Source organism: Lentzea chajnantorensis, assembly GCF_054300775.1.
The window spans coordinates 3,897,432-3,912,720 of record NZ_JBSDZT010000002.1 but is presented as its reverse complement, the minus strand read 5'-3'; the positions used below and the strand labels follow the sequence as shown (position 1 = coordinate 3,912,720).

General features: G+C 70.8%; 10 protein-coding genes. 5 read left to right on the top strand and 5 right to left on the bottom strand.

Annotation, left to right across the window (positions count from 1 at the left end):
* Positions 1-19 precede the first annotated feature (19 nt).
* The 3 genes from ACVDFE_RS19905 to ACVDFE_RS19895 are packed head-to-tail and all read right to left on the bottom strand — an operon-like array spanning position 20 to position 6,566.
* Positions 20-544, bottom strand: coding sequence for a GNAT family N-acetyltransferase (locus ACVDFE_RS19905; protein WP_360396470.1), 525 nt, complete (start codon positions 542-544; stop codon positions 20-22).
* A complete protein-coding gene (locus tag ACVDFE_RS19900) occupies positions 545-3,025 on the bottom strand; it encodes a DNA gyrase/topoisomerase IV subunit A (protein ID WP_360396469.1) in 2,481 nt (826 codons plus the stop codon).
* Positions 3,026-3,059: 34 nt separating this feature from the next.
* The gene (locus ACVDFE_RS19895) at positions 3,060-6,566 is read right to left on the bottom strand and encodes an ATP-binding protein (protein ID WP_458431368.1); all 3,507 of its coding nucleotides are present in this window, start codon (positions 6,564-6,566) and stop codon (positions 3,060-3,062) included.
* Positions 6,567-7,017: 451 nt separating this feature from the next.
* Between ACVDFE_RS19895 and ACVDFE_RS19890 the strand changes: the two genes are divergently transcribed.
* From ACVDFE_RS19890 to ACVDFE_RS19880, 3 genes are read left to right on the top strand one after another with little or no spacing between them, the layout of a single operon-like run.
* Positions 7,018-7,383 carry a hypothetical protein gene (locus tag ACVDFE_RS19890; RefSeq protein ID WP_458431367.1) on the top strand — a complete coding sequence of 122 codons (366 nt, stop codon included), beginning with the start codon at positions 7,018-7,020 and terminating at the stop codon, positions 7,381-7,383.
* Positions 7,384-7,406: 23 nt separating this feature from the next.
* Entirely contained in the window at positions 7,407-9,005 is a 1,599-nt protein-coding gene (locus ACVDFE_RS19885; RefSeq protein ID WP_458431366.1) for a DUF4331 domain-containing protein, read from the top strand.
* A gap of 26 nt (positions 9,006-9,031) precedes the next feature.
* On the top strand, positions 9,032-11,644 hold the full coding sequence (locus tag ACVDFE_RS19880) for a tetratricopeptide repeat protein (protein WP_458431365.1): 2,613 nt from the start codon (positions 9,032-9,034) through the stop codon (positions 11,642-11,644).
* A 62-nt stretch (positions 11,645-11,706) separates the two neighbouring features.
* Here the strand turns inward: ACVDFE_RS19880 and ACVDFE_RS19875 are convergent, their stop codons facing one another.
* On the bottom strand, positions 11,707-12,462 hold the full coding sequence (locus tag ACVDFE_RS19875) for an anti-sigma factor family protein (RefSeq protein ID WP_458431364.1): 756 nt from the start codon (positions 12,460-12,462) through the stop codon (positions 11,707-11,709).
* Positions 12,463-12,678: 216 nt separating this feature from the next.
* Complete coding sequence (locus tag ACVDFE_RS19870) at positions 12,679-13,431, bottom strand: TetR/AcrR family transcriptional regulator (protein WP_360396455.1); 753 nt, start codon at positions 13,429-13,431, stop codon at positions 12,679-12,681.
* 101 nt (positions 13,432-13,532) lie between these two features.
* On the opposite strand from ACVDFE_RS19870, the gene ACVDFE_RS19865 reads away from it, so the two are divergent.
* The gene (locus ACVDFE_RS19865) at positions 13,533-14,471 is read left to right on the top strand and encodes an ATP-binding cassette domain-containing protein (protein ID WP_458431363.1); all 939 of its coding nucleotides are present in this window, start codon (positions 13,533-13,535) and stop codon (positions 14,469-14,471) included.
* Positions 14,468-15,256, top strand: coding sequence for an ABC transporter permease (locus ACVDFE_RS19860; protein ID WP_458431362.1), 789 nt, complete (start codon positions 14,468-14,470; stop codon positions 15,254-15,256). Before ACVDFE_RS19865 ends, ACVDFE_RS19860 begins: the two co-directional genes overlap by 4 nt.
* Positions 15,257-15,289: the final 33 nt, after the last annotated feature.

Here is a 15,289-nt window from a genome sequence, read left to right as displayed (position 1 = left end):
CGCCCCGCGCGGACGGGAGCTACGGCTCCTGGTCGAGGTCGTGGAAGTCCGGCACGGTCGTCGTCCCCGTGCGCCAGTCGTGCCGGAGCACCGCGTACCCCACCGAGTCGAACCGGCGGCCCTCGCCGTCCGGCCACGCCCGGCGGTAGTGCGCCTCCTTGACGTAGCCGCACTGCGCGAACACGCGGCGCATCGCCAGGTTGTCCTGCCGGGTCGTGGCCTCGATCCGCTGCACGTGCGCCAGCTCGGTGAAGAGCTTGTCGGTGAGCCAGCGGACCGCGGCCCTGCCCAGGCCGCGGCCGCGGTGCCGTGCGCCCACCCGCAGGTCGAACATCGGCGTCTCGTCCCCGAGGTCGAACAGCCGCACGATCCCGGCCCGCTCCCCCGCAACCTCGATCCAGTACGTCTCGTCGTAGTACCCGGACCGGACGCGGTCGAGCACGTCCGCGCGGTCGACGGTGGCGTTCGCGTGGAACGGCCACGGCTCGCCGGCGAGGAAGTCGGCCAACGCCTCCGCCTCGCCGGCCTCGAACCGCCGGAACACCTAGTCCCTCTCGATCAGGTGGCCCACCACGTCCGGACCGGGGTGCGCGTGCCCGGACCCGTCGCGGCGCGGGTCGATCTCCGGCAGCTCCACCGGCGTGCCCTTCACGTCGGACCCGGCCGGTCGCGACCCGATCCACGCCACCACCAGGTGCGTCTCGCCCTTCAGGAACCGCTGCGACCGCACACCGCCGGTTGCGCGCCCCTTCGCCGGGTACTCGGCGAACGGCGTGACCTTGACGCTCTGCCCGCTCGACGTGACCACCATCGGCTCGCCGTGCTGGCCGTCACCCGTCTTGACCGCGCCGAAGAACAGCACGTGCGCGTCACCGCTGAGGTTGATGCCCGCCATGCCGCCGCCCTTGAGGCCCTGCGGCCGCACCAGCTTCGCGTCGTAGCGCAGCAACGACGAGTCGGAGCTGACGAACGCCAGCGCCTCCGTGCCGTCGTCCAGCCAGGTCGCACCGACGACCTCGTCGCCGTCCTTGAGCGTGATGACCTCGAACTCGTCCGACCGCACCGGCCACTCCGGCGAGCACACCTTGACCGTGCCCAGCTTCGTGCCCAGCGCGATGCCCGGCGAGGACCCCGGGTCGAGCGGCGCGATGCCGACGACCTTCTCGCCCTTCTCCAGCGGCACCAGCTCACTGGCCGCCATGCCGCCGCGCAGGCTCACCGTCCCGCTCTGCTCCGGCAGCACCGGCAACGGCAGCACGTCCGTCTTGAACGCCCGCCCCCGGTTCGTGACCAGCACGACCTGACCGCGCGCCGTGGAGTGCACCAGCGCGGCCACCGCGTCGTGCTTGACCCGCCCGGCCCGCCGCTTGCCCTCCGACGCCTCCTCCGACTCCGCCGCCGTGCGCGCGACGAGCCCGGTGGCGCTCAGGATCACCTGGCACGGGTCGTCCGCGACCTCCAGCGGCCCGGCCGGCTTCGACGCCGCCAGCACCTCCTTGAGGTCACCGTCGATGAGGCTCGTCCTGCGGTCCCCACCCAGCTCCTTCGCCACCGCGGCCAGCTCGCTCGACACGAGCTTCTTCAGGACGCCCTCGTCCTCCAGGATCGCCGTCAGCTCCGCGATCTCCCTGGTGAGCTTGTCCTGCTCGCCCTCCAGCTCGATCTTGTCGTACCTGGTGAGGCGCCGCAGCGGCGTGTCGAGGATGTAGGACGCCTGGATCTCCGAGAGCGTGAACTGCTTCATCAGGCCGTCCTTCGCGGCGGCGGCGTTCTCGCTGCCCCGGATCAGCTTGATGACCTTGTCGATGTCGAGCAGCGCCCTGAGCAGCCCCTCGACCAGGTGCAACCGCTCCTCGCGCTTGCGCCTGCGGAACTTCGTCCTGCGCGTGACGACGTCGTAGCGGTGCCGCAGGAAGACCTCCAGCAGCCCCTTGAGCCCGAGCGTCCGCGGCTGCCCGTCCACCAGCACCAGGTTGTTGATGCCGAACGACTGCTCCATCGGCGTCAACCGGTACAGGTCCGCGAGCAGCGCCTGCGGGTTCACCCCGACCTTGCACTCGATGACGAGCCGGATGCCGTTCTCGCGGTCGGTCAGGTCCTTGACGTCCGCGATGCCGGTCAGCCGCTTCGACTTGTTCACCTCGTCGGTGATCTTCTCGACGATCCGCTCCGCACCCACGCCGTACGGCAGCTCCGTGACGGTGATGGCCTGCCGCCCGCGCGACCCCTCCAGCGGGCCGATCTCGATCTTCGCGCGCATCCGCACGACACCGCGACCGGTCTCGTAGGCCTTCCTCACCTCGTCGAGGCCGAGCAGGATGCCACCGGTGGGCAGGTCCGGCCCCGGGACGAACTCCATGAGCTTGTCGAGGTCGGCGTTCGGGTGCGTGATGAGCCACCGCGCCGCACCCACCACCTCGCGCAGGTTGTGCGGGATCATGTTCGTCGCCATGCCGACCGCGATGCCGGACGTGCCGTTGACCAGCAGGTTCGGGAACGCCGCCGGCAGCACGCTCGGCTCGTCCAGCGAACCGTCGTAGTTCGGACGGAAGTCGACCGTCTCCTCGTTGAGCTCGCCGACCAGCTGCATGGCGACCGGCGACATGCGGCACTCGGTGTACCTGCTCGCCGCGGGACCGTCATCGGGGCTGCCGAAGTTGCCGTGGCCGTCGATCAGCGGCTCGTTGAGGCTGAAGTCCTGAGCGAGACGGACCAGCGCGTCGTAGATCGCCGTGTCACCGTGCGGGTGGTACCGGCCCATGGTGTCGCCGACGACGCGCGACGACTTCACGTACGGGGTGTTCGGCCGCTGCCCGTTCTGGTTCATCGAGAACAGGATGCGGCGGTGCACCGGCTTGAGGCCGTCCCGCGCGTCCGGCAGAGCCCGCGAGTGGATGACCGAGTACGCGTACTCCAGGTACGAGTCCTCGATCTCCGTCTTCAGCGAGTTGTCGAGCACACGGGCACCGGCCCGGTCGAACGCGGCCGGATCGACCTTGGTCGTGGGTCCCTTACGGCGTGCCATGACTTCGTAACTCCGTCTGTTCTCTCGAGAAGGCTTAGAGGTCGATGGCCGACTGGTCGACCCGTGCGGCGGACTCGACGAGCCAGTTGCGGCGCGGCTCGACCTTCTCGCCCATCAGCAGCTCCAGCGCGACCTCCGCGGCCTCGACGTCGTCCATCGTGATGCGGCGGACGCTGCGGGTCGCGGGGTTCATCGTGGTCTCCCACAGCTCGTCCGCGTCCATCTCACCCAGGCCCTTGAACCGCGGCACCGGCGTCACTACCTGCTTGCCGGCCTTCTCCAGCCGCGCGACGGTCTGCTCCATCTGCCGCTGGGTGAAGGTGAAGTGCGTCTCGGCGTTGCGGCCGCGGGTCATGACCTTGTGCAACGGGGGCATGGCCGCGTAGAGGCGGCCGTCCTCGATCACCGGGCGCATGTACTTCGCGAACAGCGTGATCAGCAACGTGCGGATGTGGCTGCCGTCCACGTCCGCGTCGGCCATCAGGATCACCCGGCCGTAGCGCATCTGGGAGATGTCGAACGTGCGGCCGGTGCCGGCGCCGAGGACCTGGACGATGGAGGCGATCTCGGCGTTGCGCAGCGTGTCGGCGAGGGACGCCTTCTGGACGTTGAGGATCTTGCCGCGCAACGGGAGGAGCGCCTGGTACTCGGACACGCGGGCCATGCGCGCGCTGTTGTGCACGAACACACCGGCTTCGAGCGCGAAGTTGTGGTAGCCGTCCACGGTCAGGTCGTAGACGTCCTCGCGCTCCGGCAACGCCTCGACAGCGGCGACCGCGTGGTTGACCAGCGTCGCCGCTTCCCGCAGTCGGATGAAGTCGTCGTCGTAGTGCGCCAGCACCTTCAGGAACTTCAGGCCCGTCTTGGCGTTCGCCTTGCGGTCGAGCTCGTAGGACAGCGCCAGCTCGAAGTTCGACGGCGTGTCCAGCATCGGGGCGAGCCGCTTGAGCGCCGCGATCCGGCGCCCCTCGACCTGCTTGGCCACCCGCTCGGCACGGGACGTCGACTCGACGTAGCGGCGGCGACCGGCCTGAACCGCCTCCAGGTGGCCGGTCGACGCGTCGGCCATCCGCTGCTTCATGCGTGCGGAGTGCTCGCGGCCGAACTCGGGGTGGCTCTCGTGCCACGCGATGACGGCCTCACGCTGGCGCTGCCGCTCGGCCGGGTCGGCGAACTGATCGACCGTGGTGCGGGAGCGCCAGGCGAGCAGCTCTTCGTCCTGCCACTGGGCCAGCGAGCGCTCGCTCCACTCCTCCCGCCTACCGGGCTGGGCGAAGAACGCGCGCACCCGCGCGGCGGCCGCCACGCGGTGCTCCGGCTCGGCCCAGTACTCGGCCTGCAGCGCACGCATGCGCTCGACGTAGGCGGCCTTGTCGGCGTCGCTCAGCTCGGCGTACCAGTCCTGGAAGCCCTGCTCGATGCGAGCGCGGAACGCCGGGTCCTGGTTGCGGGCGGCGAGCCTGGCCAGGCACGCCGCGCGGAACTCCTGGTCCTTCCACTGTTCGGACAGCATCGCCGACTTGATCTCGGTGCCGCCGGCCGCGAGCCACGCCCGGTAGCCCTCGTGCACGTGCTCGCCCATCATCGCGGCGTGCAGCGCGGCGTGGTCTTCCCACGTCATCCGCTTGAGGTTGCGCGGGTCGTTGTTGCGCTTGTCCACGTCCACGTGGTGGCGGACGTTGCCGTTCGCGGCGCTGTCGAGGCCGTGGCGCAGGTTGTGGGCATCGGCCAGGTAGTGGGTGTAGACCCATTCCTGCCGGTCGTTCATCCACACCCGCTCGTAGCCGTCGAGGTTGTGGCCCTCGGCCTTCGACGACACCGACCGGTAGAGCGGCATCAGCGAGTCGCCGGGCAGCAGCGCGTCAGCGCGGCGGTACGAGCCGTCGCGCAGGCGGAACAGGTGGTCGGGGGTGCAGCGGACCGACGCGCCGTTGTCCAGGGTGACGCGGACCAGCGGGGCATCTTTCTTCGTCAGCCGCGGCTCGACCAGCGGCACGACGACCACGCGGCCGGCCTTGTTCGTCGCGTAGCCGAAGTGCGTCACACCGCGCTGCCAGTCCTCGACCAGTTCCAGGAACGACAGCGACTTGCCCGACGCCAGCGCGACCTGCGTCTCAGCAGTGAAACACCCGAGGGCGCTGTCGCCCTCCACGAGGAAGAGCTCAGACCGCGACACACCCGTGGTCCGGCAGTCCACCAGCTTCGCCGGCATCGCCGCGCCTTCGAGCGCCGTCTTGCGCCGGGCCGCGTCCTTCTGCTGCTTCTGGGTCAGCCGGACGCGGGAGGCGTCGACGACCTTCTGGAGCACGGTCTTGGCCTCGACCTTGGTCCTGCGGTCCTCGGTCCAGGCGCGCACCTGCTGGTCGACGATGCCCTGCAGCACCTTGGTGATGCCGGCGGTGGACAGCTCGTCCTTGGTCTGCGAGGTGAACTGGGGTTCGGGGATGCGGACGTGGACGACGGCGGTCATGCCCTCCAGCACGTCGTCCAGCGTGGGCGGGTCCTCCTTGGGCTTCAGCAGGCCGCGGGTCTTGGAGATGGCGTCCTGGACCGCCTTCAGCACGGCGCGGTCGAAGCCGCGGCGGTGGGTGCCGCCGTGCACGTTGCGGATGGTGTTGGTGAAGCACTCGACGGTGCGGTCGTAGCCGGTGCCCCAGCGCAGGGCGACCTCGACCTCGGCCTGTCGCTCCACTTTGGACCGCATGACGCCGTTCTCGTCTGCGGCGTTCTCGAAGTAGGTGCCGGTGCCGGTGATGACGAGGGTGCCGGAGACGGCGCGGTCGCCGGAGGGGGCCAGGAAGTCGACCATGTCGGTCAGGCCGTTGGGGTAGTGGAAGACCTCTTCGGAGATCGCGTCTTCCAGCGCCGACTTGAGCACGTAGGTGACGCCGGGCACGAGGAACGCCGTGTTGCGCAGCTTCATGCGCACGGTCTCGACGTCCAGGGAGGCGCCGTTCTCGAAGTAGCGGGCGTCGTACCAGTAGCGGATGGAGGTGCCGGTCGACTCGCCGCGCTTCATCTTGCCGACGACGTTGAGGCCGTTCTGGCGGGTGAACGCGGCCTTGGGGCCGGGGCCGTCGAAGACGCCGGGGACGCCGTGGGCGAACGACATCTCGTGGACCTTGCCGCCGCGGCGGACGGTGACGTCGAAGCGGTGGGAGAGGGCGTTGACGGCGGAGGCGCCGACGCCGTGCAGGCCGCCGGAGGTCTTGTAGCCGGAGCCGCCGAACTTGCCGCCCGCGTGCAGCTTGGTGAGGACCAGTTCCACACCGGACAGACCGGACTTGGCGTGCACGTCGGTGGGGATGCCGCGGCCGTCGTCGTCGACCTGGACGCTGCCGTCGGCGTGCAGGGTGACGACGATCTTGGTGGCGTGGCCGGCCACGCCCTCGTCGGTCGAGTTGTCGACGATCTCGCTGAAGAGGTGGTTGATGCCCCGGCTGTCGGTCGACCCGATGTACATGCCTGGCCGCTTGCGGACGGCCTCGAGACCTTCGAGGTGCGTCAGGTCGTCGGCCCCGTACAGGGTCTCAGCGGTCACGGGTGGTGCTCCCTGGATTGTGTGCGGACTGCCAGCAGGGTATCCGCCTGGACCGACAATTTTCCGCAACGGTGGTGCCCTTCGACCCGCAGGGCGGGTGACGTCGACCTCGCGCGCCGGTCGGGCGGTCCCGAGAAAGCCTGCTGACCTGGCAAGACGCGGTTCACCGACCCAAACGACCACGGCGATCGGGCGGTTGTCGAACGTCACGGGCCCGAGCGCGCCCCGAGGCCGGGTGCCCGAGCACGTGCGGGGTCGGGCGAGGGACCGGATCAGGCGGTTGTGATCGTCCACTGTGGACCGGAAACCGGCGGGTGCTCCCGGTCGGCGGCGGGGGCCGAGGTTGCGCGCGTGACCCAGCCGAGACCTTCCCGACACTGGTCCGTGAACCGCTGTGAACGGCGGCACGTATGCCCCGGTGTCAGATCGACGACCGGGACGGGGTGATCGCGTGCGGCACGGTGTGGACCCGGGTCCCTTCCAGCAGACCGCGCACAGCCCGTCCTGCTTCGAGCCGGCCAGGACGGGCGCGGGTGAGCCGGTGGGCTTCCGCATCCCGCGCAACCCGCACTTCTCGACCCCGCAGACGTTCGAGGAGCCGGCGGAGAGCCTGCGGCTGCTGTCCCGGCACCGGGTCCTCATCCGCGAGTGCGGCACCGAGCTCGGCATGAGCAGGGTCTTCGCGCGCCTGGTGGTCCGGCCGGAGTCCGACGTCGAGCGGCTCGTCGAAGGCATCCGCGACTTCACCAGGGCGAGGTGGACCTCAGCGCACTCAGCCCACCCCGGCGAACCCCCGCTGCTCATGCACAGCGCCTGACCCCCTCGAAAGGCAGACCAGAGATGTCGTCACCGCACGTCCTCAGCGGTCGGCGCGGCCAGGTGGCCGCGGCCGCGCTGGTGGCAGCCACCCTGCTCAACGCCGCCCTGTTCGGCGGATCCGGCGCCACCGCGTCCTCCCACCGCGAGGCACCGCTCATCGCCGGTGACCCGGCCGTGGACAACACGGACCTGTACGCGTTCGTCAGCCCCGACCACGGGGACACGGTCACCCTGGTCGGCAACTGGTTCCCGTTCCAGGAGCCCAACGGGGGCCCGAACTTCTTCCCGTGGGCCACGGACGCGCAGTACGACTTCAACATCGACAACGACGGCGACGCCAAGGCCGACGTGGTGCTGCGCTGGCAGTTCCACGACGACGACCGCCGCAAGAACAACACGTTCCTCTACACCAACGGCCAGGTGGACTCGCTCGACGACGAGAACCTGCTGTTCCGCCAGCGCTACGACATCGAGGCGATCTACGAGAACGGCCAGAAGGTCAAGCTCGTCGACAACGCCCCGGTCGCGCCGTCGCCGAACGGCCCCGCGTCGATGCCGGACTTCAAGAAGCTGCGCGACCAGGCGACGGTGCAGCTGCCCGGTGGCGGCAAGGTGTACGTCGGGCCGGCCGAGGACCCGTTCTTCCTGGACCTGCGGGTGTTCGACCTGCTCTACGGCGGGAACCTGAGCGAGGTCGGCCAGGACACCCTGCGCGGCTACAACGTCAACACGATCGCGATCCAGCTGCCCAAGCACGCGCTGGCGCTGAAGAACGACGCGAACCGCAACCCGAACATCGGCATCTGGAGCACCACGCAGCGCCGCACCATGAAGCTGTCGCCGGGCAAGGCGGAGGCGGTCGGTGACTTCGTGCAGGTCTCCCGGCTGGGCAACCCGCTGGTGAACGAGGTCGTGGCGCCCGCGGGCCTCAAGGACGCGTTCAACGGCCTGCGCCCCGACCAGGACGCCGGGGTGAAGGAGCTGGTGGACCGGGTGGTGAACCCGGAGCTGCCGAAGCTGGTCGAGGCCATCTACAAGATCCCGGCGCCGAAGGGCCAGCGCGACGACCTGGCCGAGATCTTCCTGACCGGCATCAGCACGAAGATCGGCGCGCAGATCAACGCCGACCTGAACTCGCAGATCAACAACGCCGACGTCGACAAGCACCGGTTCCGGCCCGCGGAGATGCTGCGGCTGAACATGTCGATCAACCCCAACCCGAACCCGAACCGCCTGGGGCTGCTCGCCGGTGACACGCAGGGCTTCCCGAACGGCCGCCGCCTCACCGACGACGTCGTGGACATCGGCCTGCAGGCGTTCGAGGGCGCGGCGGTGACGGGCAAGCTCGTCGAGGCGCTGGCCGCCGGTGACAAGGTCGACCAGAACGACCAGCCGTTCGAGGCGGCGTTCCCGTACGTGGCGCTGCCCCGCAACGGCACGGCCGTGAACACCTCGGGCACCACCGCCGAGGTCGCGGTGAACCCGGTCGGCCGGATCGGCAACCTCGACCCGATGGCGATGACCACCGCGGTCGGCTCGGCGCTGGTGTTCGGCGCGGGTTTCTTCCTGTGGCGCAAGCGCCAGACCCACATCCGCGAGTACGGGTCGCACTCGAAGTGAGGTATCAGCAGCGACAGGCCGTCGCGGTGGGTCTCCTGGTCACCGCGGCGCTTGTCCACCTGGTCGCCTCCGGTCCTGCCGGCAGCAGGGCCGGGGGCGAGCCCCCTGTTCCCGTGGTGGCGCAGCAGAACCAGCTGCACCGGGTGGTGCACCAGCTCCAGCAGCGGCTGCACCGGGTGCCCGACGACCCGACGTCGTGGGCGCGGCTCGGCGCTTCCTACGTGGAGCTCGCGCGGGTCACGGCCGACCCGGCGTACTACGCGAAGGCCGAGGGTGCGCTGAAGAACGCGGGCGACACCGGTCTGGCCGCCGTCGGCATGGGCACGCTGGCCAACGCCCGGCACGACTTCCACGCCGCACGCGAGTGGGGGTTGCGGGCGGTCGCCGCCCTGCCGTCCTCCGCGGAGGGCTACGGCGTGCTGGCCGACGCGCTGACGCAGCTCGGCGACGACGCGGGTGCACAGGACGCGGTGCAGCGGATGCTCGACCTCAAGCCGAACACGGCCTCGTTCGCCCGCGCCTCCTTCCACCTGGAGCTCCACGGCGACGTCGACGGCGCCCGCGCCGCGATGACCCGCGCGCTGAACGCGGCCGCGACGCCCGAGGAGATCGCCTTCTGCCGGTACCGGCTGGGCGAGCTCGCGTTCGACCACAACCGGCTCGACGAAGCCGCTCAGCACTACGAGCGGGGTCTGGCGGCGAGAGGAGACGACATGACCCTCACCCAGGGCAAGGCGAAGGTCGCGGCGGCACGCGGTGACGTCCCGGTCGCGATCGAGGAGTACCGCAGGCTCGTGGCCCGCGCTCCCCTGCCGCAGTACCTGCAGGAGTACGCGGAGCTGCTCGCGGCCGACGGCAGGGCGCAGGAGGCGGCCCGGCAGTACGACGTGCTGTCCGAGCAGCAGCGGCTGATGGAGTCGCAGGGTGCCTCCGACGACCTCGCCGCGGCGCTCGTGGCGGCCGACCGCGGTGACGGGGTGCGGGCGCTGCGCCGGGCCGAGTCGGAGTGGGGCAAGCGGCAGAGCGTGTTCGTCGCCGACGCGATGGCGTGGGCGCTGCACGTGAACGGGCGGGACGCCGAGGCGCTGGCCCACGCCGACCGCGCCGCCGCGCTGGGCTGGCAGAACGCGACGTTCTCCTACCACCGCGGCATGATCCTCGCCGCGCTCGGCCGGGTGGCCGAGGCGCAGGAGGCGCTGGTGCGGGCGCTGCGGCTGAACGCGAACTTCTCCCCGCTGCACGCGCTGAAGGCGGGCCGCAAGCTCGCCGAGCTGCGGGGGCGGGCGGTGAGGTACGCCGTCATCGGCGCCCTGCTGCTGGCCGGGTTCTTCGGCCTGCAGGGCGAGGCCTTCGGGCACCCGCTGGGCAACTTCAGCGTCAACCACTACCACGGCCTGCACCTGCACCCCGACCGGATCGACCTCAGGTCGGTGGTCGACGTCGCGGAGATCCCGACGCTGCAGGAGAACCTGCGGGACCGCGACGCCGGGCGCTGGTGCGACGAGCTGGCCGGCACCGACCGGTCCACCGTGGACGGCCGGCGGATCACCTGGACCGTCGCCGGCGCCACCAAGGAGCACCCGGCCGGGCAGGCCGACCTGGTCACCACCCGGCTGGTCTGCGAGCTCACCGCGAAGGTCGACCTCGCCCGGCCGGCCCGCCTGGAGTTCCACGACGAGTCGAACACCGACCGGGTCGGCTGGCGGGAGATCACCGCCGCCGGCACCGGGGTGCGGCTCACCGGCTCGCCCGTGCCCACCGAGAGCATCAGCGGCGAGCTGCGGACCTACCCGGAGGACCTGCTCAGCAGCCCGCTCGACGTCCGCTCGGTCGCGTTCACCGCGCAGCCCGGTTCCGGGTCGGAGCCCAAGCAGGCCACCGGTTCCCCGATCCGGTCGTTCAGCACGACGGCCGCCGCCCTCAACGACATCCTGGGCAGCGACGAGCTCACGCCGTGGCTCGGTTTCCTCGCGCTGCTGCTCTCGCTCGTCCTCGGTGCCTCGCACGCCGCGCTGCCCGGTCACGGCAAGACGCTCATCGCCGCCTACCTCGCGGGCCGTCAGGGCACGCCGCGCGACGCGTTCGTCGTCGGTGCCTCGGTCACGGTCACGCACACCGGTGGCGTGCTGCTGCTCGGCCTGGTCATCAGCGCCTCCAGCGCGCTGGCCGGCGAGCAGGTGCTGCGCTGGCTCGGGCTGGTCAGCGGCCTGCTGATCACCGGCATCGGCGTCCTGCTGCTGCGCTCCGCGCTGACCCGCGAACCCGCGCTCACGGGAGCCGGACACGGGCACGGGCGCGGAGATGGGCACGGAACCGGGCACGGTCACGGGTACAGCCGGGCGAGCCTGATCGGCATGGGCGCGGCCAACGGCCTGGTCCCGTCACCCTCCGCGCTCGTCGTCCTGCTCGGCGCCGTCGCGCTCGGGCGCACCTGGTTCGGCGTGCTGCTGGTCCTCGGCTACGGCTTCGGCATGGCCGCGACGCTGACCGGCGTCGGCCTGCTGCTGGTGAAGGCCCGCGACCGGGTCGAACGGCTGCTGGACGGCCGTGCCACAAAACTGCTCTCGCATTGCGCACCCATGGGCACAGCCGCGTTGGTCATCGTGGTCGGCGGGTGGCTCGCATTGCAGTCCGCATAAATGACATCAATGCGAGAAGGGCCCGCATTCCGAACAGAATGCGGGCCCTTCTTCGTCCGTTCCTACATGGTGGCCACGACGAACGGCTTGCCGTCCCCGTTCTCGACCGCCACCGACTTCACCTCGTCGAGGGGAACGCTGACCATGCCCCGCACGGTCACCCCCTCGAGCCGCCCCTTCTCGCTGGAGGTCCACACGTGGGCCTCCGTCCTCGTCCCGTCGGCGCCGATGACGACGAGCCTGCACCTCTGGGCGGCGGGCAGGCCCTCGATCCTCGCGGTGACCTCGTAGCGGTCCTGCGAGGACGGAGCGACCTCCGCGACCAGCCTGATCCCGCCCGAGGTCCCCTCGCCGCTGCGCGACGCGGAGATGGACGTGTCCGGTGCCCGGTTCTGCATGAAGACCGCACCACCGCCGAACGCCACCACCGCGGCGACGGCCGCGGCGGCGAGGTAGTTCGGCCAGCGCCGGGCCTTGGCGTGCTGCGGCTCCGCGAGCTCCTCCACCTGCCGCGGACTGGCTCTGGGCTGCGGGTCGGCCACCCGCGGCTGCGGGATGACCGACTCCTGCCTGATCTGTCGCAGCGCCCGCTGCAGCACCAGGTCCGACGGCGTGGGCAGGTCGTCTTCGAGCTCGTGCAGGAACACCTCGCGGGGCACCTCGTCGAGCGCCCTGCGGATCCGGTGGAAGTCGGCGACCTGCGCACGGCAGGAGGGGCAGCCCCTCAGGTGCTGCTCCACGCCATGGCTCTCCTGCGCGTCCAGAACGCCGAGCGCGTAGCAGCCAAGTGTGACCGCATCGTGCGCGCCAGCTGTCATGCGACCTCCTCGTCGTCCCGAATCGACCCCCGCGGCGAAACGGTGTCACAAGGAAAACGGGCGGACGGGAGTGCTCGGTTCAGCCCGTGAACGAGTTGAATCCGATTGCGCATAACAATGGCATTACGCAACCGCTCGACTCCGGTTCACCGGTGCGCTGAACAGCGCATTTCACTCGAACGGCCGACTCAAGTCCACCTCACCGGGCACACAGGACTACTGGCACGTCTCTCGACGAACCACCGGTCGTTCTCCGGATTCCAGGAACACCGCGAGACCGTCGAGAAGACGTGCGAGACCGAACTCGAACTCGTCCAGCGGCCGTTCGAAACCGCCCGTGTTCCAGATGTGGGTCATCATCGGCAGCCGGTCCGGCGTGAAGTGCTCCCAGAGCGCCTCCCTACCGGTCCACCAGTCCTCCTCGGACACCCCGGTCTCGCGTTCGGTCCGCACGCGGTCGGCCATCGCGCGGCCGACCCCGTCGACGTGGTGGGCGACCGCCGTCACCACGGCCACGATCTCCTCCGGCCGCAGCCCCAGCTGCGAGACGGCGGCGTAGGCCGCGTCCCGGCGGGTCATGGCGTGCGGTCCCGGCATGACCCGCGAGGTGGTGAGCTGCAGCATCCACGGGTGCGCGCGGTACATCGCCCACATCTGGCGCGCGAAGAACTCCAGGCCCTCCCGCCACGGTCCGGGCGGGGTGCGCTCGGTCTCGCCCCAGGCCGCGTCGACCATCAGGTCGAGCAGCTCCGACTTGCCCGGCACGTGCCGGTACAGCGCCATGGCCGTGCTGCCCAGCGCCTCGGCGACCCGGCGCATGGTGAGCGCGTCGACCCCCTCGGCGTCGGCCACCTCCATCGCCGCCCCGACCACCCGCGACTGGCTCAGCGCCGCCTTCGGTCCCCTGGTCGGCTCCGCCGGCGGCGCCCACAGCAGGCGCACGCTGCGGTCCCGGTCGCTCTGCTTCACCCAGCCCCCTCGTCCACACCGCACTTGCCGGTGAATCCTAAAACCGTGTACAACGTACACCTCGTATACGTTGTACACAGTTCAGTCACGGGGGTGAGGACGTGGGACACGCGGTGCTCGCGGAAGGCCTGCGCAAGGGGTTCGGCGGGAAGGCTGCGCTCGACGGGTTCGACCTGGCGGTGCCGGCGGGAACGGTGTGCGGCCTGCTCGGGCCCAACGGCGCCGGCAAGACGACGGCTGTGCGCATCCTGGCCACGCTGCTGCGGCTGGACGGCGGCCGGGCCGAGGTGGCGGGCCACGACGTCGCGCGGGAGGCGCCGCGGGTGCGGCGGCAGGTGGCGCTGAACGGTCAGCAGTCCACGGTGGACGACGTGCTGACCGGCCGGGAGAACCTGGTCATGTGGGGGCGGCTCTACCACCTGTCCAGGAAGGAGGCCCACGCCCGCGCGGAGGAGCTGCTGGCGCAGTTCGGTCTGACCGATGCCGCCGACACGCGCGTGAAGGCCTACTCGGGCGGCATGCGGCGGCGCCTGGACCTCGCGTCGAGCTTCATCACGCGGCCGTCGGTGCTGTTCCTGGACGAACCGACGACCGGGCTCGACCCGCGCAACCGCGGTGAGGTGTGGCGGGAGGTGAAGCGGGTCGTCGCCGAGGGCACGACGGTCCTGCTGACCACGCAGTACCTGGACGAGGCCGACCAGCTCGCCGACCAGGTCGTGGTGCTCGACACCGGCCGGGTCGCCGCCCAGGGCACGCCCGACCAGCTCAAGTCCACGCTCGGCGGCGACCGGATCGAGGTCGTGGTCCGCACCGCGGAGGAGCTGCCGGTCGTGGCCGGTGTGCTCGGACCGGACGCCGAGGTCGACCACGACGCGTTCCGCGTGAGCGCGGCGGTCGCGGACCGGGTGGCGGCGCTGACGCGGGTGACCTCCGCGCTGGCGGCCCGCGGGGTGGAGGCGGAGGACATCGCCCTGCGGCGGCCGACGCTCGACGAGGTCTTCCTGGCGATCACCGGCCACCGTGCGGAGGTGCGGGCGTGAACGCGGCCGGGTACGCGGCGGTCGACTCGTGGGTCGTCGCCAAGAGGGAGCTCGTCCACTGGGTGCGCGAACCGGTCAGGGTGTTCGCGAACCTCGCCTACCCGGTCATCTCGGTGCTGATCTTCGGGCTGGTGTTCGGCAGCGCCATGAACGTCTTCGGCGGCGGCGACTACATCGAGTTCCTGCTGCCGGGCATGTTCGGCCAGACCGTCGCGTTCGGCGTCGGCAGCACGCTGCTGATGGTGTCGATGGACGCCGACCGGGGCGTGACGGACCGGTTCCGCGCCTCGCCGATGTCGCAGACCGGGGTGGTGGCCGGGCGCAGCATCGCCGACCTGGTCAACTCCTCGCTGGAGCTGCTCGTGCTCGCGCTGTGCGGGCTGGTGATCGGCTGGTCGTTCCACGACGGGCTGGTCAACGCGCTGCTGGCGTTCGCGCTGCTGCTGTGGCTGCGGTTCGCGCTGGTCTGGGTCGGCATCTACGTCGGCCTGCTGGTGAAGCCGGCGGCGGCGCAGGCGTCGTGGATGTTCCTGTTCCCGTTGACGATGTTCGCGAACACGTTCGTCTCGCCGGAGCTGATGCCGGGCTGGCTGCGCGTGGTCGCGGAGTGGAACCCGCTGTCGTCCACGGTGGCCGCGGCGCGGGAGCTGTTCGGCAACCCCGGTGTCGGCGGTGACTCCTGGGCGGCGCAGCACTCGGTGCTGCTGGCCGTGCTGTGGCCCGCCGTGTTCGTGGCGGTCTTCTGGCCGCTGTCGGTGCTGAAGTACCGCGACCTCAACCGTTAGCGCCGCGCGGTAGCCGGTGCGGAAGTGGTCGGC